The organism is Ruegeria sp. CDSA236, assembly GCF_059611285.1.
In genome coordinates, this window is record NZ_JBXWPG010000009.1 from 154,204 (window position 1) to 171,251 (window position 17,048).

Annotated in this window: 18 protein-coding genes, 1 tRNA gene and 1 pseudogene; 5 read left to right on the forward strand and 15 right to left on the reverse strand. The window is 55.2% G+C overall.

Annotated elements, in window-relative coordinates; all coding sequences use genetic code 11:
- Window positions 1-29 precede the first annotated feature (29 nt).
- The 10 genes and pseudogenes from AC2FLB_RS15170 to AC2FLB_RS15215 form a co-directional block, all read right to left on the reverse strand.
- Window positions 30-335, reverse strand: coding sequence for a hypothetical protein (locus tag AC2FLB_RS15170; RefSeq protein ID WP_496702773.1), 306 nt, complete (start codon window positions 333-335; stop codon window positions 30-32).
- On the reverse strand, window positions 332-775 hold the full coding sequence (locus tag AC2FLB_RS15175; RefSeq protein WP_496709559.1) for a DUF5681 domain-containing protein: 444 nt from the start codon (window positions 773-775) through the stop codon (window positions 332-334). The genes AC2FLB_RS15170 and AC2FLB_RS15175 overlap by 4 nt, the downstream gene beginning before the upstream one ends.
- A 145-nt stretch (window positions 776-920) precedes the next feature.
- Window positions 921-1,448 carry a hypothetical protein gene (locus AC2FLB_RS15180; RefSeq protein WP_496709560.1) on the reverse strand — a complete coding sequence of 176 codons (528 nt, stop codon included), beginning with the start codon at window positions 1,446-1,448 and terminating at the stop codon, window positions 921-923.
- Window positions 1,449-1,655 (reverse strand): transcriptional coactivator p15/PC4 family protein, encoded by a 207-nt coding sequence (locus tag AC2FLB_RS15185; protein WP_496709561.1) that lies wholly within the window; start codon window positions 1,653-1,655, stop codon window positions 1,449-1,451.
- A 100-nt stretch (window positions 1,656-1,755) separates the two neighbouring features.
- Window positions 1,756-2,124, reverse strand: a complete 369-nt coding sequence (locus AC2FLB_RS15190) for a hypothetical protein (RefSeq protein ID WP_496709562.1) — start codon at window positions 2,122-2,124, stop codon at window positions 1,756-1,758.
- Window positions 2,125-2,234: 110 nt separating this feature from the next.
- On the reverse strand, window positions 2,235-2,441 hold the full coding sequence (locus AC2FLB_RS15195; RefSeq protein ID WP_496702763.1) for a helix-turn-helix transcriptional regulator: 207 nt from the start codon (window positions 2,439-2,441) through the stop codon (window positions 2,235-2,237).
- A gap of 96 nt (window positions 2,442-2,537) precedes the next feature.
- Window positions 2,538-3,107 carry a hypothetical protein gene (locus tag AC2FLB_RS15200; RefSeq protein ID WP_496709563.1) on the reverse strand — a complete coding sequence of 190 codons (570 nt, stop codon included), beginning with the start codon at window positions 3,105-3,107 and terminating at the stop codon, window positions 2,538-2,540.
- Window positions 3,104-4,414: a tyrosine-type recombinase/integrase gene (locus AC2FLB_RS15205; protein ID WP_496709564.1), complete on the reverse strand. Its 1,311-nt coding sequence runs from the start codon at window positions 4,412-4,414 to the stop codon at window positions 3,104-3,106. Before AC2FLB_RS15205 ends, AC2FLB_RS15200 begins: the two co-directional genes overlap by 4 nt.
- Before the next feature lie 266 nt (window positions 4,415-4,680).
- Window positions 4,681-4,764 (reverse strand): annotated as a pseudogene (locus AC2FLB_RS15210) (IS6 family transposase); the annotation flags it as partial.
- Window positions 4,765-4,907: 143 nt separating this feature from the next.
- Window positions 4,908-4,983, reverse strand: a tRNA-Thr gene (locus AC2FLB_RS15215).
- Window positions 4,984-5,159: 176 nt separating this feature from the next.
- Here AC2FLB_RS15215 and AC2FLB_RS15220 point away from each other — a divergent pair.
- From AC2FLB_RS15220 to arsJ, 3 genes are read left to right on the forward strand one after another with little or no spacing between them, the layout of a single operon-like run.
- The gene (locus tag AC2FLB_RS15220) at window positions 5,160-5,993 is read left to right on the forward strand and encodes an arsenate reductase/protein-tyrosine-phosphatase family protein (protein ID WP_281973705.1); all 834 of its coding nucleotides are present in this window, start codon (window positions 5,160-5,162) and stop codon (window positions 5,991-5,993) included.
- On the forward strand, window positions 5,990-6,988 hold the full coding sequence (locus AC2FLB_RS15225; RefSeq protein WP_271951742.1) for an ArsJ-associated glyceraldehyde-3-phosphate dehydrogenase: 999 nt from the start codon (window positions 5,990-5,992) through the stop codon (window positions 6,986-6,988). Before AC2FLB_RS15220 ends, AC2FLB_RS15225 begins: the two co-directional genes overlap by 4 nt.
- Window positions 6,985-8,244, forward strand: coding sequence for an organoarsenical effux MFS transporter ArsJ (gene arsJ, locus AC2FLB_RS15230; RefSeq protein WP_496699570.1), 1,260 nt, complete (start codon window positions 6,985-6,987; stop codon window positions 8,242-8,244). Before AC2FLB_RS15225 ends, arsJ begins: the two co-directional genes overlap by 4 nt.
- Window positions 8,245-8,655: 411 nt before the next feature.
- Here the strand turns inward: arsJ and AC2FLB_RS15235 are convergent, their stop codons facing one another.
- The 5 genes from AC2FLB_RS15235 to AC2FLB_RS15255 all read right to left on the reverse strand — a co-directional run bounded on the left by AC2FLB_RS15235 (window position 8,656) and on the right by AC2FLB_RS15255 (window position 15,471).
- Window positions 8,656-11,055, reverse strand: coding sequence for a trimethylamine N-oxide demethylase (locus AC2FLB_RS15235; RefSeq protein ID WP_496709565.1), 2,400 nt, complete (start codon window positions 11,053-11,055; stop codon window positions 8,656-8,658).
- On the reverse strand, window positions 11,052-11,423 hold the full coding sequence (locus tag AC2FLB_RS15240; RefSeq protein WP_142640214.1) for a cupin domain-containing protein: 372 nt from the start codon (window positions 11,421-11,423) through the stop codon (window positions 11,052-11,054). The genes AC2FLB_RS15235 and AC2FLB_RS15240 overlap by 4 nt, the downstream gene beginning before the upstream one ends.
- A gap of 1 nt (window position 11,424) precedes the next feature.
- Window positions 11,425-13,407, reverse strand: coding sequence for an ABC transporter permease (locus tag AC2FLB_RS15245; RefSeq protein WP_271951749.1), 1,983 nt, complete (start codon window positions 13,405-13,407; stop codon window positions 11,425-11,427).
- Entirely contained in the window at window positions 13,407-14,435 is a 1,029-nt protein-coding gene (locus AC2FLB_RS15250) for a quaternary amine ABC transporter ATP-binding protein (RefSeq protein WP_282027611.1), read from the reverse strand. The genes AC2FLB_RS15245 and AC2FLB_RS15250 overlap by 1 nt, the downstream gene beginning before the upstream one ends.
- Window positions 14,436-14,517: 82 nt before the next feature.
- Window positions 14,518-15,471: an ABC transporter substrate-binding protein gene (locus AC2FLB_RS15255; protein ID WP_142640207.1), complete on the reverse strand. Its 954-nt coding sequence runs from the start codon at window positions 15,469-15,471 to the stop codon at window positions 14,518-14,520.
- A 239-nt stretch (window positions 15,472-15,710) separates the two neighbouring features.
- On the opposite strand from AC2FLB_RS15255, the gene AC2FLB_RS15260 reads away from it, so the two are divergent.
- Both AC2FLB_RS15260 and AC2FLB_RS15265 read left to right on the forward strand, forming a co-directional pair.
- Window positions 15,711-16,646 (forward strand): LysR substrate-binding domain-containing protein, encoded by a 936-nt coding sequence (locus tag AC2FLB_RS15260; protein ID WP_142640206.1) that lies wholly within the window; start codon window positions 15,711-15,713, stop codon window positions 16,644-16,646.
- 187 nt (window positions 16,647-16,833) lie between these two features.
- On the forward strand, window positions 16,834-17,048 hold a 215-nt coding region (locus AC2FLB_RS15265), incomplete at its 3' end, for a formate--tetrahydrofolate ligase (RefSeq protein ID WP_496709566.1).

Consider the following 17,048-nt stretch of genomic DNA (forward strand, 5'->3'; position numbering starts at 1 on the left):
TGGCCATTCTAGATTTTCGACGTCGTGGGCTAATAGCTAAAGTTGGTTGCTAATTGGTCACCCCACTTTTGCACTACATTCTGTTTTTTCGCCTCTTCCCAACTGAGTCGGCTTATACGGTCAAGCCGCAATTCAAACGCGAAAATGGTCTCAGATTCAGTGCGGCTAACCGTTGCACAGCGACCCTGTCCCCAATCAACAAGAGCGTAAACAACCCCCGCTTCCTTATTCACGTTCCCTTCTTTGTCTTCAAACAGAGTATTGAAAATGGTGACTTTGGGTTTCACACAGCCATTTAGTTGCTCGAGTCTCTTCATGCGATTTTTCAAGCTCATTTTTCTGCCTCCAATGCTGTTATCCTGCGCTCTAGCTCTGTGATCTCAAGTACCCGCCTGTATTGTTCCACCAGCCCCATGACAGTTGCTCCTTCCAACGGGGTTACTTCTCCTTCAGATACAGCCCGCAGAACCGCCTGGGCCGCTTCTGATGCTTCTTGCGCAGATCCGATAGGCGGGAGGTCGAAGTTAATGGGAGCGTCCTTCCTTGTTGGTGCTATTCGTTCTAGACACAGGCGCAGTGCCGTGCTGTCGCCCTCTAGGGCCAATTCCACCGCTTTTTGGGTGATGGCCTCGGATTGCCCCTCAAGCAATTCTTCAACAGCCCGCGTAACCCTGTGCCGGGTGCCGCGTGGTTTGCCAGGGTTGCCCTGTGCAAATTTACCGCTTTCGTCTGTGTACGTATTGCCCACGTTTTTACGTTCGGAGTCATCCGTCATCGCTCATACCTCGCTTGATTGATCGTCGGTGCAGAAGGTGTCTATTTCCCCGAGACCCCCTGGTAGATTAAAGATGTCTTAAAAACTGAGACGTGCGGGCGCCGAAAATGGCGGTTTACGTCTTCAAAATTGCGACGTGCTGTCTTCATTTTTGAGACGTCCTTTCACGACACGTCTCAAAATCTAAGACGTCCCCGTCTTCAAAATTGAGACAGGGTTTTGTTTTTCCGCCTTTGCCCGTCGGGTTGTGTGCTGCTGCTTTATCCACTCGGAAATCATTGCCGGGTGCCCATTGCCGATAGAGCATTCTCCCGCCCCTGCGGTCGCTGTGCGGCAGTTCGATTTCCGTCAGTTCATACAAGGGCGAGCGGGCCTCGCCCCCTAATCCAAGCTGGGCCGGTTTCGTAACCACCAGGAAGCCCTTGGCCTGAAGGTCATGGAAACCGCGCGCTGCTGTGTTCAGCGCCACTCCCAGTACTTCTGCAGCCTGTCTGACGCTAAATTGAATCTTGCCGTTGTTGTTATTCTGAGAGCCACGCCACTGAAGCTTGAGCCATGGGTACAGCGCCTGTGCTGTAGCTGAGAGGGCCCGCCAAGCGGGCTCCTCCATTGTGTGCCGGATCATCTTGGCGAAGTGCTCGCCCCGTTTTTCGTTCTTCTTGTCACGCCCCATCTATGCAGCCTCCGCCTTGCTGAGCGCGTCAACGAAGTCAGGCAGCAACTCAGCCCGGAATGACACACCCTGTTTGCCAGGACGCATCTCACCGTCTTCTGAGACGAAGTAGACGCGGATGTTGATGAGGTCGTGCCCCCGGAACTCATCGCGGCTGACACGGTATTCCTCACGGCTGTTCTTGGGGATCTGTGTGATGAGGGCCATTAGCGGCCCTCCCCATAGTACAAGGTTGCGACAATGCGAGCTGCAGCCTCTGAGAGACCATGCTTGCGGCGAATGACGTGGATCTGGAGGTCGCGGGTTCTCATGCCGCCACCTCGCGATTGTCGATCAGTTCAACCTTCGAAACCAAGAAGTAGATGCCGAAGCGTTCGCGCCCGGTTTCAGGGTCGTTATTGTACAGCTTGCACTCAATATTCACGCCGTCATCGCGTCGCAGCGGCAGTACCTTGTCCGACAGGCGGCAGTAGCTGGCAGCGTACAATGGCGACCGCCTCAGCCCTTCAAGGACTTGGCGCTTGTGCTTGGACGCGTAGATTTCGCGCGGTTCCTGACCAGGATCAGTAACCCGATAGAGGGCAGAGGCAGTCAGGTTGGGAAGGTCTGCCCAGCGATAAACGCGAAGTGCGTTTGAAGGAGGGAGTTCGGACTCCGGGTTCTGCTCGGTATTCATGTTTATTCACCTTGGTCGTTGCACCAAGGGCGATAAACGGTTACATTCACAACTAATCCACTAGCCGCAATCGTATACCGCCCGCGCCCTGATTGGGGTGCGGGTTTCGTTTATGCGGCGGCCTCTTTCGACTTGGCATCAAACCAGCGGTCTAACTCGCCATATTCGATACGAGTGGAGTTGCCGATTTTTACATATTTGAGGCGCCCGGCTTTCATTTCCTCATAGAGGGTACTCCGGGACATTCCGGTGTAAGTAACCGCCCCTGACACATCCGTTGCGCGTGGGCGGACTTCATGTTTTCCAATAATATCCATGCTCGTTTCTCCGTATCCGAGTCGATACGGAGGAAGCTAAGCCTCTAAATTTGCTTTGAGAGGACCAACATTACCGGCGCTTTCCGTTGGCCCCTGCTACACTCCATCCTTGTCGGTTCCGTAGAATCCCCACTTCCGGTAAGCTTCACCTGCGCGCCTGAGTTCTTCCCTTAGCTGTCCGGGTATCAGCCTCGGGTCGGGGACCCCACGAAGTCTTTTGTCTTTTTCTCGCATCCACTTTTGAACAGTTTGGGGCTGGACGCCAAATGCTTCGCAGACCGTCCGAGTGTGCCGCTTGTCATTAATAACACCGGCCTGCGCCGCACTCTTGTAGCGGATCGCAACCGCAATACACTGACGCTCACCCAAGGAAAGCGCGCCTTTTTTCTTGGCGTCCGTGACAACCGGGTGAATGCTTCCGCCGGCAAGACCCTCGGCTATTTTTGCAAGCCTTGCGATTAGAGCTGTCGGAAATGGGTTAATTTTTTCGTTTTTTGCGCCTCTGTTGTTTATGGCGCGCAATATCTTTGCGGAGACTAACCACCAATCGCGTACCAACCTTGCCTTCACCTCCCGGTTGCCATCGATAGAGTTATCCATTTCAATCAACCTTTTGAAAAGAATTTCAGAGTCTTGAATCAATTCCTCTAAGTCGGTGTCAATCACAGGCCAACTCCAACTGAAACTACATCCGCGCTCTCCTGAGTCACCAGTTCTGCCCACTTGTTCAATGCGACCGCGCGCTCAGATAACAGTTCAGCCTGATTGTAGACACGGGCCACAGCGCTGGCTTTTGAAGCTGTAGCGGCGTGGTTCAATACCCGATCCACCACAGATTCAGATATTCCGCGTTCAGCCATGTGGGTTGCAAACGCCGTCCTGAAATCATGTAGGCGCCATGGCTCGAAATCATCGCCAAGCAACTTATCAAGCCGGGCTTTCATCTTGCTCCACCCGGATATCGGGGTGCGGCCCGTGGTGGTGAACAGGAAATCTGATGTAGCGGATGTAGCAGGGGTCTTTCCGGATCTTTTACTCTTCTTAGCTTCTGCCTGAGCTTGCTCGCGGCGGGCTAGAACCTGTTCAATCTCATCCATTGCCGGGGCCGATAGGTGGGTGATGTGTCCTCGGTTGTTCTTCTCCTGAGAAATGGCTTTTTTGAATCGGGACTTTGAAAGTTCCAGTTCGCTTTTGCGCAGGTTGTTGATTGAGGTGCGGCGTTGGACGGTCAGCAGTAGAACGCGGACCGGCGGCCCCCACAGGTTCCCGAGTTCATAGGTTTGTTTCCAGATTGCCCGAATCTCATCCAGGCTAAGTACACGATCCCTGATTTGCTCCTTGGTGGCGCGTTCCAGCCGGTCGCCCACATCCTCACTCAGATACTCTCGACGCCACGCCCAGCGCGTGAAGTGTTTCAAAGCCGCTCTGATCCGGTTGGCCATAAACATCTTGCCTTCCTTCGCCTTATCATCAATCGGCTTTTGCAGGCTGGCTCGGGTCAGGTCACCAATTGGCCGGGTTAGGTGCTTGCGCAATGCATCCTCAAGCTGGCGTTTCCGCTCTCCCTGCCTTTTCAGCGTGGCTAGGTGCAATTCGTCGTATACGTCCAGAACGTCTTGAAGGGTTTGGGCGGTCGCGGCGGCGCGCTCATGATCCTTGCGGGTTTGCTGGGCTTCAAGGACGCGGTCAAAGCCCCGCGCAGCTTCGGCTTCTATCTCTAGCGCCAGAGCCCGTGCTTCCCCCAGCCCAAGCACTCCATCTTCACGCTTTCCGGTGCCGGACCATGTGCAGTAAGTGCCAAATGTGTGCTTGCGCTTCGCACCGCCTTTGACCCTCTTTTCATACATCCATACCGCGCGAGCGGGATACACCCGCAACCGCAATCCGATGCGCTTAGTGTCGGAAACCTCGACCCGCCCTTGGGCCGGGGGCTTAAGCTTCATCAGGAAAGCATTCGTAAGCTCTTTCTTCACGCTTTAGCCTCTGGGGGACACTTGGGGGACAAAATTCGTCGGATTTTGGCGGACAACTACGGACAAAGATAGATGCTTTCTCTCTGGGGGACAACATACAACCGGCCAGAAACCATTTTGAAATATAAGGTTTTAGGGACGCCAGTAGACAATTGTGGACGAAGACAGATTCAAGATTAAGAGAAGAGTATTTCTGACTTTTAATCAGTGGGTCGCAGGTTCGAATCCTGCACGGCTCACCACTTTTTACATAACACCAAGGCGTTACGCAGGATCAGATTGAAGCGAACGTATAGCCACACCGCATGTGCGATGATCTGCCGAGGAGATCCGTGGCGATTGTAGCTGATCGGCGATGGCTTCTTCGATGTCACCTTCGTCCAATAGCGGGTGTGAGAAACCAAACGGCAAGTTGACGGGACAAAGCCCTTCGAAGTGCGGAAATCACTTTACGTTCAAGTGGTTGCGATTTCTGCTGACCTCTGAAATTAAATGGTGCCTCAAGAGGGACTCGAACCCCCGACCTTGTCCTTACGAAGGACCTGCTCTACCAGCTGAGCTATTGAGGCAAGCGAGGCTCGTTTAAACCCTCGTGCGGGTGCTTGCAAGCGGTGAAACCCCGGGTTTCATGACCTCAGAAGCACCTGTTTCCGCATTTTGTTATCACCGTTCATTGAGAGTCCGGCGCGCACTGGAAATCGGAACCGGGTTGACTGTAGTTATATATTTCCATATTTCATGAAATATGGATATTATAGCAACAGAACAACTGGCGACTTTGGGTCACCCGCAACGGCTTTCAGTGTTTCGCATGTTGATGCGACGCTTTCCTGACGCTGTCCCGGCCGGAGAGCTTGCCTTGGGGCTGGGGATCAAGCCCAACACATTATCGAACTATCTGAACGCGTTGCGACAGGCGGGGCTGGTCCGGCAGAATCGGTCTGGTACCTCTTTGCTCTACTCGATCGAGATGCAGAATGTGCAGCAGATGCTGGATTACTTACTGAACGACTGCTGCCGCGGACGCCCCGAAATCTGTATCCCGTCAGGCTGGGAAAGCGACAGATCAGCGGACCGAAAATATAACGTTCTTTTCCTGTGCGTTGGCAATTCCGCCCGTTCGATATTTGCTGAATCTATCCTTCGCGCGCTGGCGGGTGAGCGTTTCAACGCATATTCTGCGGGAACGCAGCCTTCATCCGGGCTCAACCCTATAGCGGTGCAGGTCCTTAAGGACAAAGGGCATGATGTTTCGGCTCTGCGCTCGAAACATATGTCAGAATTTGCCGCCTCTGACGTGCCCGAGATGGATTTTGTCTTTACCGTCTGCAATCAGGCCGCGAATGAGGAATGCCCGGCATGGGATGGCCAGCCGATCAGCGGTCACTGGGGCGTGGTCGACCCGGTCATGGCGACAGGCACGAAGGCTGAAAAAAGCCTGGCCTTCCAGAACGCCTATGGTTCGCTCAGGCGCAGGATCGAGGCCTTTACCTCGCTGCCGGTCGAAAGCCTCGACCGGATCGCGTTGCAATCTGCTGTCGACGATATTGCCAGAACATCTGACGAGGACATGACATGACAACCTACGCCGTGAATGGCCTTGGCCGGATGGGCAAGCTGGCCCTGAAACCACTATTGGAGAAAGGCGCAAAGATTGCCTGGATCAATGACGGGATCGGTGATCCAGAAATGCACGCGCATTTGCTGGAATTCGACACGGTTCATGGCCGCTGGGAAGCAGATTTTGACTATGACAAAGACAGCGTCACCATAGAGGGTATGCGCTTGCCGTTTGTCGGTACCCGCGACCTGAACGCGCTGCCACTGGACGGGGTCGACGTGGTGATTGACTGCACCGGCGCCTTCAAAACCGAGACCAAGCTGGCGCCATATTTTGATGCAGGCGTCAGGAAGGTTGTCGTCTCGGCACCGGTCAAGGATGGCCCGACCGCCAATATCGTGATGGGCGTGAACGAAGGCACATATGATCCGAGCGCGCATCACATCGTGACGGCTGCGTCCTGCACCACCAACTGCCTGGCGCCGGTGGTCAAGGTGATCCACGAAAATCTGGGCATTCGGCACGGGTCGATGACCACGATCCATGATGTGACGAATACGCAGACCATCGTGGACCGACCCGCCAAAGACCTGCGCCGCGCGCGCTCGGCCCTGAATTCGCTGATCCCAACCACCACCGGCTCGGCCACGGCAATCACCTTGATCTACCCCGAGCTGACAGGCCGGTTGAACGGCCACGCGGTCCGGGTGCCGCTGCTGAATGCCTCGCTGACCGATTGCGTGTTCGAAGTGGAGCGGGAAACAACCGTCGAAGAGGTCAACGCGTTTTTCAAAGAAGCCGCCGATGGAGATTTGAAGGGTATTCTGGGCTATGAAACTCGCCCTCTGGTGTCGACCGACTATACCAATGATCAGCGTTCTTCGATCATCGACGCCCCGTCGACGATGGTGGTGAACGGCACCCAGGTAAAGATCTACGCCTGGTATGACAATGAGATGGGATACGCGCACCGTCTGGTCGACGTCGCGCTCATGGTCGGAGCCGCGCTGTGACCCAGCGGCCCGAAGGTTTGTCGGCCTATATCGCGGTCACGGCAGCCTATTGGGCATTCATGCTGACCGACGGCGCGCTTCGTATGCTGGTGCTGCTGCATTTTCATACGATGGGCTTCTCGCCGGTCCAGCTGGCCTATCTGTTTGTTCTGTATGAAATTGCCGGTATCGGCACCAATCTGGCGGCGGGCTGGATTGCGGCTCGGTTTGGATTGACCTCGACACTGTATGCGGGGCTTGGCCTGCAGGTGGGGGCGCTGCTGCTGCTGACTCAACTAGACCCTAATTGGGCAATTCCTGCCAAAGTGGCCTTTGTCATGATCGTTCAGGGTGCCAGCGGCGTGGCCAAGGATCTGGCCAAGATGTCATCGAAATCCGCTGTGAAATTGCTGGCTCCGACCGAGGATGGCGGCCTGTTTCGCTGGGTTGCCCTGCTGACCGGGTCCAAGAACGCGGTCAAAGGGCTGGGCTTTTTGCTGGGTGCAGGTCTGCTGGCCACGTTTGGCTTTAACTGGGCGGTGCTGGCCATGGCTATGGTGCTGGGCGTCATCATGATCGCGGTCGTTCTATTCATGCCGCCGGGCCTGCCCAAAGGGCGTAAAGGCGCAAAATTCTCTGAGGTTTTTTCGAAATCCCCCAATATCAACTGGCTGTGCCTGTCCCGCCTGTTTCTGTTTGGCGCGCGCGATGTGTGGTTTGTGGTCGGGATTCCGATCTATTTCTATGCGGTGCTTTCCGACGGGTCCGAAACCGGGAACCGAGCGGCCTTTTTCATGATCGGGACATTCATGGCGGCCTGGATCATCCTATACGGCGCAGTTCAGGCCAGCGCCCCGAAGATCCTGCGCGCCTCTGACCGGTCCGAGCCCCAATTGATCCGCGCCGCGCGCGATTGGGCCGTAGCCCTGTTCTGCGTGCCTGCCGCCCTGACCGTCGCTGTGGCCTTATCCTCGGGGCCCGCCACTTGGCTGACCATTACGCTGGTGATCGGCTTGCTGATCTTTGGAGTGATCTTTGCCGTGAACTCCTCGCTGCACTCCTATCTGATCCTGTCCTTTTCTCAGGCCGAGCGGGTCACGATGGATGTCGGTTTCTATTACATGGCCAACGCGGCCGGCCGATTGCTGGGCACAGTGCTGTCTGGCCTCACTTACCAGATCGGTGGTTTGGCAATGGTTCTGGGAACAGCCGCAACAATGGTCGCTCTGTCCGCGATGGCCTCGGACAGGATGCAGGACCGTTTGGCGGTGGGTTAGCATTCTCACCAAGCTTGCTCGCGAATGCGGCATGGACGTCATTATTTTTGCGGATGAATTCAGTGACGGGACAAGTGGAATTAGCCCCTACATGTTACGCTATCCGGTAGAAACGCTTTGTTGGCGATGCCGCAGGGCATTTCAGCGGATCCAATTTGTTGTTTCAAAATCTCAGTGGCACAATCGGGAAGCGCGCAAAGCCACGCGTTCGAAAGCTCACTGAAGCAAAAGACTATTTTGATTGGTACCCAAGCAATAAGGCTTGCAGTGGTTCGTGGCCGACCGCTCAGTCTTAACAATCCGATATCACTGCCCAGAGGCATTTGACCTGGAAAGCCACCACTCGAGTTGCATGAGGTCCGAGCATCAGCATTCCTTGGTCGGGTAGAAGTTAATGTCACACCACCGTGGCTATTCTGCAGCGTTCGGAACCGTCGCTTCTGCGTACATTCCCTTCACACGTTCCTTTGTTGGATCGAAATGCGGGAATGGCACGATCTTGGCTTTCAACCGCTTTTGTTGGCCGTCCAGCTGCCCGATTTCGATGTCCGCTCCAACGATGGCATGGGTAACCGAAACCCGACCCAAAGCGATGACCTTGCCGAGGATGGGTGATTTCATCGCGCTGGTAATCTCTCCGACCTGCGCTTTCCCAACGCGCACGCAGTCACCGGGCGAGGGGACAGTACCCCCTTCGATCTCAAATCCAACCAGTTTGTGGTGTGGGTGGGCCTTGCGCTCCTCTATCGCCGCCCGCCCGATGAAGTCGTCGGTCTTTGATTTCAGCGGCACAGTAAAGCCGATGCCGGCCTCGAACGGATCGGTCTGATCGTCGAATTCTGACCCGGCAAAGATCAGACCGCCCTCGATCCGCAACATGTCCAATGCGGTCAGGCCCAGAGGCGCAATGCCATACTCTTGGCCCACCTCCCAGACACGATCAAAGATTTCGACGGCATCCTTGGGATGGCAGAAGATTTCATACCCAAGCTCTCCGGAATAGCCGGTCCGAGAAATTACAACAGAAGTCCCCCGCACATCACCAACCCGCGCGACCGAAAGCCGGAACCACGGCAGTTCGTCGATCGTTGGTTGCTGAGGCGGTGTCCAGAATATCTTGGAAAGTATGTCGCGGCTATGCCGCCCCTGAACTGCAATGTTGTGCAACTGGTCCGTAGAGTTGCGCACCCAGACATTCATATTGCGTTTGAGCGCCTGTTCCTGCAGCCACAACCCGCTGGTGTCATTCCCACCGATCCAGCGGAAGTTCGTCTCACCCAACCGGTAGACGGTGCCATCGTCGATCATACCGCCGTGCTCATAGCACATGGCGGTATAAACGACCTGACCAACGCTCAGTTTTTTCATGTTGCGGGTCACGCAAAGCTGCATCAGTTCTTCGGCGTCAGGTCCCACGACTTCGTATTTGCGCAGCGGGCTGAGGTCCATGACAGCAACCTTGTCCCGGCAAGCCCAATATTCGGCAATCGCGCCATGATTGGTCATCGTGTTGGGCAGCCAATAGCCATTGTATTCGACGAAATCACGGGTGTGCCGTGCAAAGCAGTCGTGAAATGCTGTTTTCTTAGTTTCTTCCACATCCGCCTCCGCAGATTTTCTATAGCCATAGGACCGCTTGAATTCCTCGGTCGCCTTATAGGTTCGCACTTGAATGTCTGTTGGATTCCAGCCATTTGCCGGGTCGATATCGCAGGGACAGCCCGTGCTGACGCAAACCAGATCGGTCAGGGCGCGCAGCAGGACGAAGTCACCGGGTCGCGACCACGGATCGTCCATGCCAATGGCGTTGGTGTCATCCAGCATCGTGTTGAAAAAGAAGTTGATCGCTGGCCAGCCACCGCGCGGCTTGATGCCATATTGGTCCAGATCCTTGTTGATATTGTCCGAACAATTCACATGGCCGGGATAGCCAAGGTCTTCGTAATATCGCGCCGTACAGGCCAGACCGAACGTGTCATGGCGCCCACAGGTATCTTGAACGATTTCGATCAGAGGCTCTTGATCTACTGACCAGTACTTTGAGAAAATCCCGGGTTGAGGATACAAGCTGCCCATCAGGCTGCGTGTTGTTGTCGGGTCGATTTCACGCTCGATCCCCTGATCCAGTGCGCGGCGGCTGAATGCCTGAAAATCGGAACACTCTCGGCCACGTATATCGACGATCTGGATGAATTCACCGGCCTTCACTTCATATGAGTGCGCATTTCCCGGCTGAATATTGAAATCCTTAAGCGGATCGGCCAGCGGATCGGGCGGTCCGACATCAGGCTTTTCCAATCCGGGCGCTGAGCGCTGGATGTACAAGATGATATCCGTAGGAGGGTTGTTGTCCTCGGGGCGCATAGCCTTGCCTGGTGCAGCGACAATCAAAAGACCATCGCTTTCTGCCACGAAATGCACCATGTCGCCCGGGCGTGAACCGCCAGCGAATGCCCGGATTGCGTCACCTTTTCCGATGTCGAAGCCCGCGATTTCCAATGCACGCAGAACTTTTTTGCCAGATGCTGATCCATTTGCGAGGGTTGTGATCAAACCTTCGGGCCGTCCATGCCCCTGAGTGCCCAGCATGGCTGCATCGGAGCTTCGGTCAGGAGAAAAGAAGACCATCTCAGCCGGTTGCATCCCATCGCGGTCCAGCAGCGTGATGGTATCGCCCTTGGACACCGGTACCGCGCGCGACCCCATTCCGGGGATCGGGTGGCGTTCCGTTCCATGCGGCAGGATCGGAAGGCCGGGGACCAGAACCCCGCTGCGTTCGAATGGAACTTCGAAGGCCGGCTTCACATTCATAGTGTGTTTTCCTGAATGGCTTCGGTTGCACCGCGATGGGTGACCACCAAGAGGCATCCCGCCTCGGTTCGCGAATAGTGGCTGAACCCGGCAGCAAGGCTGACAAAATCGCCGCTGCGATATCGAAACCCGTCGTGGTCGGTCAGATCGCCCTCAAGCACAAAGAACTCTTCCGGCCCGTAATGGACATGAGGGTTCGAACGTGTGCCTGGCGCCATCTTCATCAGATAGCTGCCTTGTCCGGTTTCTTCATCGAAACTGATATTCTTCCACCAGACCTGCGCATCGGGCAGGCCGTCCATCCGCATCCGGACAAATCCGGGGTCATCGAAGCGGATAACGGTGCGTGCGCTCTGTTGTTGTGCCATCTTAGTCGAGCCCCAACCGCTTTTTGCGCTGATCAGCCCAGCTGCTGATCGCCATGTCGAAGGTAAGCGCCATCAGCGAGACATTCATGCCGAGCACAAAGTTCTTGCCCAGTTCGGTACCTGCCAGAGTTCGTTGAAGTTCCTGCCCCAGATCCTGCGTTCCAATGAAGGCCGCGATAATGACCATGAAGAAGGCGAACATGATGGCTTGATTAAACCCGACCGCCATAGTTGGCAGCGCCAGAGGGAACTGTACCGACATAAGTTTTTGCCGGCGGGTCGAGCCGGACATATCTGCTGCCTCGGTCATTTCCGGCGGCACGTTGCTGAGGCCAATAATAGTGTACCGGATCAGCGGGACGGCGGCGAAGATCAGAATCGAGAACACAACCGCGACATCATTGACCCCGAACAACATGATCGCAGGGATCAAGTAAATGAAGCTGGGGAAGGTTTGCGCAGTGTCGCAAGCCAGCAAAATGCTCTTGGACCAACGCGCGGACCGCGCAGCGACAACGCCCAGGGGGATACCGATCATGGTTGCCAGCGCAACGGCCGAGATCACGGTATACAAAGTAATAACCGACCGATCCCACCAGCCCGAGAACGCGACAATCGTAAAGAAGACTGCTGCGTAGATGCCGGGCTTTCGGCCACCAACCCAATAAGCAAAGGAAACAACCAGAAGGATGAACGCGGGAGTTGGAATGGCGAGTAGCGTATTCCGGAATGGAATCAGAACCTTGACGTTCAGAAACCAGCGCAACCATTCGGTTGTCCCTTTGATCATGTCGATGGCCAGGAACGACTTGATAACCACGTCGATTTCCTTGCCCTGGCTTAGATGCTGCTTGCGGCCAATTTCGGCCAGGATCGGGAAGACCTGAGACAGCAGAGTGAACCCAACAAACAGACCCAGTGCGACCAGCGAAATCTGGTGGCGCTTCCACCATGGGGTGCCGCGTTCGAAGTGCACTGGCTGTTTGACGACCCAGGCCTTTGACATCCGATCCAACGTGACAGCCAGAAGGACGATGGTTACGCCAATCTCGAAAGAACGGCCCAGCTTGAAACTACCCATCATCGCCAGCAGTTTCGCGCCAAGACCGGGCATTCCGATAAAGGCGGTCAGAACAACCATCGCAAGACACAACATGATCACCTGATTGACGCCGACCAGAACCTCGGTCCGCGCGGCTGGAACGTAGACGTGGCGCAACATCTGCCATTTGGTACATCCAGACATCTGGCCTGCTTCGATCACTTCGGGGCTGACTTTTTTCAAGCCCAGAGTGGTCATCAGGATCATCGGCGGGATGGCAAAAGTAATTGTTGCGACGGCCCCAGCTGTCGGTCCGACCTTAAAAAAGATCACTGCTGGCAAGAGATACGTAAAGAAGGGCAGGGTTTGCAGCACGGACAGCATGGGTTTCAGCATCCGCTCGAACCAGCGGTATTTCCAGGCGGCGATGCCCAGTATCAAGCCCAAAAGAAACGCCAGCGGTGCGGCAACCACGATGACAGACATCGTCTGCATGGCGATCTTCCACTGCCCGATCGCGGCCGTCCAGATGAAGGTTCCCGCGCCTAATGCGGCCAGACGCCAACCACCTACGGCGTAGCCGACGACGGCTGCCACTGCGGCGATTGCGGACCATGGGATCGGGCCTAGATTGGGCCAACGGCGCTTGCCTTCCAGAAGGTTCGCTGACGTATCCAGCAGGAACTCAAGCGGACCTTCGGCGATAAATCGTGTGACATAGATCAGGCCAAGATCATTTTGGATAAAGTAGAAGACTGCATCCAGAACCTGCGCCGTCGGCGGAATCGCGGCTTCGGGGATGCGGTTTAGCCATTCGGGCAGAACTCCGACAGCTTTGGCAACGATCAGCACGAAGGCGGCGGCCAGCAGTGTAGTCAGGACTCTGGTTTTTCCCCACGTCCCGTCTGAAGTGTCCGGTACTTCGGTGGACAGCGCCGCCATCATTCAGCTCCAAGCAGAACATTCAATGCGGCGTCACGTTCCAAAACACCGGTGACAACGCCTTTGTCATCCGCCACCGGCAAAAGAATGCGGTTGTCGTTGACAAGAACCCGCGCCAGTTCGTGAATGGTTGATCCACCATTGATTGGTGCGCCCTCCAAGGCATGACCGTTCACAGGTTTTGCCAGGCCTTTGGCATGTACGACCCGGGCCTTGTCGACATCTTCGGTAAACTTGGCCACGTACTCGGTGGCAGGGTTCATCACAATCTTGTCGGGGGTGTCACATTGTTCGACCGCGCCGTTGCGCATGATTGCAATCCGGTCTGCCAGACGTAGCGCTTCGTCAAAATCATGCGTGATGAAAACGATGGTTTTGCCCAGCATCTCTTGCAATCGCAGGAATTCATCCTGCATTTCGCGGCGGATCAGTGGATCAAGCGCCGAGAATGGCTCGTCCAGAAACCAGATATCGGGTTCAATGGCGAGCGACCGGGCGATTCCCACTCTTTGCTGTTGGCCGCCGCTCAATTCCCGTGGGAAGTATTCTTCCCGACCTTCAAGGCCCACCAACTTGATGACTTCCAGCGCGCGTTCGCGCCGATCATGACGATCTTGTCCGCGCATTTCCAACGGAAAGGCCACGTTGTCCAAAACCGTGCGATGTGGCAGCAGTCCGAAAGACTGAAACACCATGCCCATCTTGTTTCGGCGCAATTCAATCAGATCGCGCTCGCTCAGGCTCATGATGTCCTGACCGTCAACCTCAATCGTTCCACCTGTAATGTCGTGCAGGCGCGAAAAGCAACGTACCAGCGTCGACTTGCCTGACCCTGACAAACCCATGATGACCAGCATTTCGCCGCGGCCAACCTCAATCGAGACATCCTTGACACCGGCGATATAACCATCTGCACGGATTTCATCAAAACCGCGGCCAGCGGGCATGGACTTCAGGTAGCTCTCTGGCGAGGGCCCAAACAGTTTCCATACATTTTTGGCTGAGATGACAGGCGCTGTGGCGGACATGGCTGCCTAACTTTCTTGTTGAGCGCGGCCTTGCATCGATCAGATGGTCAAGGCCGCGCCAGTTTCGGTGGATGTAGCCGGATTATGAGCTGCAGGAACTGATCCAAGGATCGATGACAGCGCGGTTGGCGTCCAGCCATTCTTCGGCGGCTTCTTCCGGTTCAAGCTCATCTGTGTCGACCAGCTTCGCCATCTCAGCAATCTGCGGATTGGTGAAAGAAATCTCTGTCAGGGCGCAATACGCGGCCGGCCATTTGTCTTTCATACCATCCCAGGCTGCCTTTTTCAGGTAGCCTTTGGCGGGGTTGCCGCAATCATACAACGCATTCGGATTAGGACCCTTGGCCGGGTCTTTGTCGCATCCGTCTTCCCATGCTGGGAACTCAACGAACTCACCAGGCCAGACGGCTTCGGCAAAGTTTGGCGTCCAGTTAAAAACCAGTACCGGCGTTTTGTCGGCCTCAGCCGCGCCAATCTCGGCCCAAAGGGCTGCGGCTGAACCCGCATTGATCACGGTAAAGTTCAGATCAAGTGCTTCGGCGCGTTCTTTACCATGCTTCAACCAGTCAACTGGACCATCCAGATACCGTCCCTTGTCGCCGGTTTCGGCTGTCGCGAACAGGTGCGCGCAGTCGTTCAATGCATTCCAATCTGGCAGGCCCGGGCAGGATTCCTTGGTCCACATGGGATACCACCAATCCTCACGTGTAACGGCGTCATGATCACCTGCGTCATGCAGGCCACCTTTTTCCAATGCCGCCCTGTAGGACGCGCCAAACGCGCCTTCCCAGACTTCCATCTCCAACGCCACATCGCCCAGACGCACCGATTCATAGACCGCCTGGCTGTCGGTGGTGACGTATTCGACGTTGTTGCCCATCTCTTCAAAGATCAGGCCGACAACGTTCGACATCACGATCTGGCTGGACCAATTGTGAATTGGGATCACGATCGGGTCGCTGCTGTCTTCTGCAGTCGCCCCTGTTCCCGCTACTGCTGCCAAAGTTGCAGCAGAAAGGAGGTTTGTAAGTTTCATGTTTGCTCCCTGAGTGATGTTCATTTTTTAGGTTGTGGACTCTTCCGGCCCCGAATTTGTGCATTCTGCGCAGAATCGCCCCAGACGCAGAACAGAAATTTGAGGGTCTTTGGCTATAAATTCTTGAGGCTAACCCGACTTTTTGCTATCTTAACAATTAGTTGCCTGATCGATTGCCAGCAGATGAGGCCAAATGTTTTTCGATCGCTATAACGTCCAGTTCGGGAATCCGCTCTGAAATGCCAAAGAAAACTTCAGTCACAGGGAAAGTCCTTCCACCGCTCGACTATTTGTTGGCGTTTGAAGCTGCCGCAAAGGCGCAGAGCTTTGCGCAGGCCAGTAAGGTTCTGAACATCTCTGAAACGGCGATCAGCCGCAAAGTGCGGTTGCTAGAGCAACACTATGATGTGCCGTTGTTTGTGCGAGGGCACCGATCTGTTTCGCTTACCCAACAAGGGGCCATCCTGCTGGCAACCGTGGAGAAGTCGCTGGACCTGATGCGGGATGTCAGCCGGGATATGCTGGCCAAACATCAGGCCAACACGGTATCGATCTCCGCCACCAACTCTGTCGCTTCTCTTTGGCTGATGCCGCAACTTCGCAAGTTCAACAAATCAAATGGCCGCATCCGTATTTCGCTGGTCTCTTCTGACAGCGACGCAGAGTGCCTGTCGGATTCGATGGACTTGACGATCCTGCGTGGAGATGGCGATTGGCCGGGATACGAGGCACAGCTTTTGTTCGGAGAAACCGTATTTCCGGTCTGCAGCCCAGAGTATCTCAAGAGCAACCCCAAGGCGGCAGATATATCTGCGCTGCCGGAACTGGACCTTATTGAAGTGGCCAGTGGCCATGCAGAGTGGATGACATGGCGCACTTGGTTCAGTGGCAATGGCGTATCGACGTCCTCGATGGAACAGGCAGTGGAGTTCAATACCTATCCGTTGTCAGTGCAAGCAGCTGTCGATGGACTGGGAATTGCATTGGGTTGGGCCCATCTTGTTGACCCATTGCTTGAAAGCGGCACTTTGGTCAGACCGGTTCAGGGCGCATCAGTGCGAACACAGTCCGGATACTACCTGTTAAAAAGGCCTCTTCACAAAGCTTTCCCAGAGCAGCGCATCGTTGAAGATTGGTTGCTTGGTCTCAGCGCGGGTCGGAAAAGATACGCCTGATCGCTGTGGCCAGCCTCTGTTTCCTAATGATGAATCGAGTAGCACTTTCAGGGAGTGTTAAACTCGCATATTGACCCTAGGGAATAAATATTTACTTTAAAGAAAAATATATGCGAATCTGGTTCGGCTCCTTGCCGTTCTGGTTGGAACACTATTGGCCTATTTTATGCAGGGAGACCGAAACCCAATGAGCTATAAATCTGACATCGAAATTGCGCGTGAGGCGAAGAAGAAGCCGATTCAGGAGATTGGTGCGAAGATCGGCATCGAATCTGCTGATCTTCTGCCCTATGGCCATGACAAGGCAAAGGTGAGCCAGGACTTCATCAATTCGGTTCAGGGCCGTGAGGACGGCAAGCTGATTCTGGTGACGGCGATCAACCCGACGCCTGCGGGTGAGGG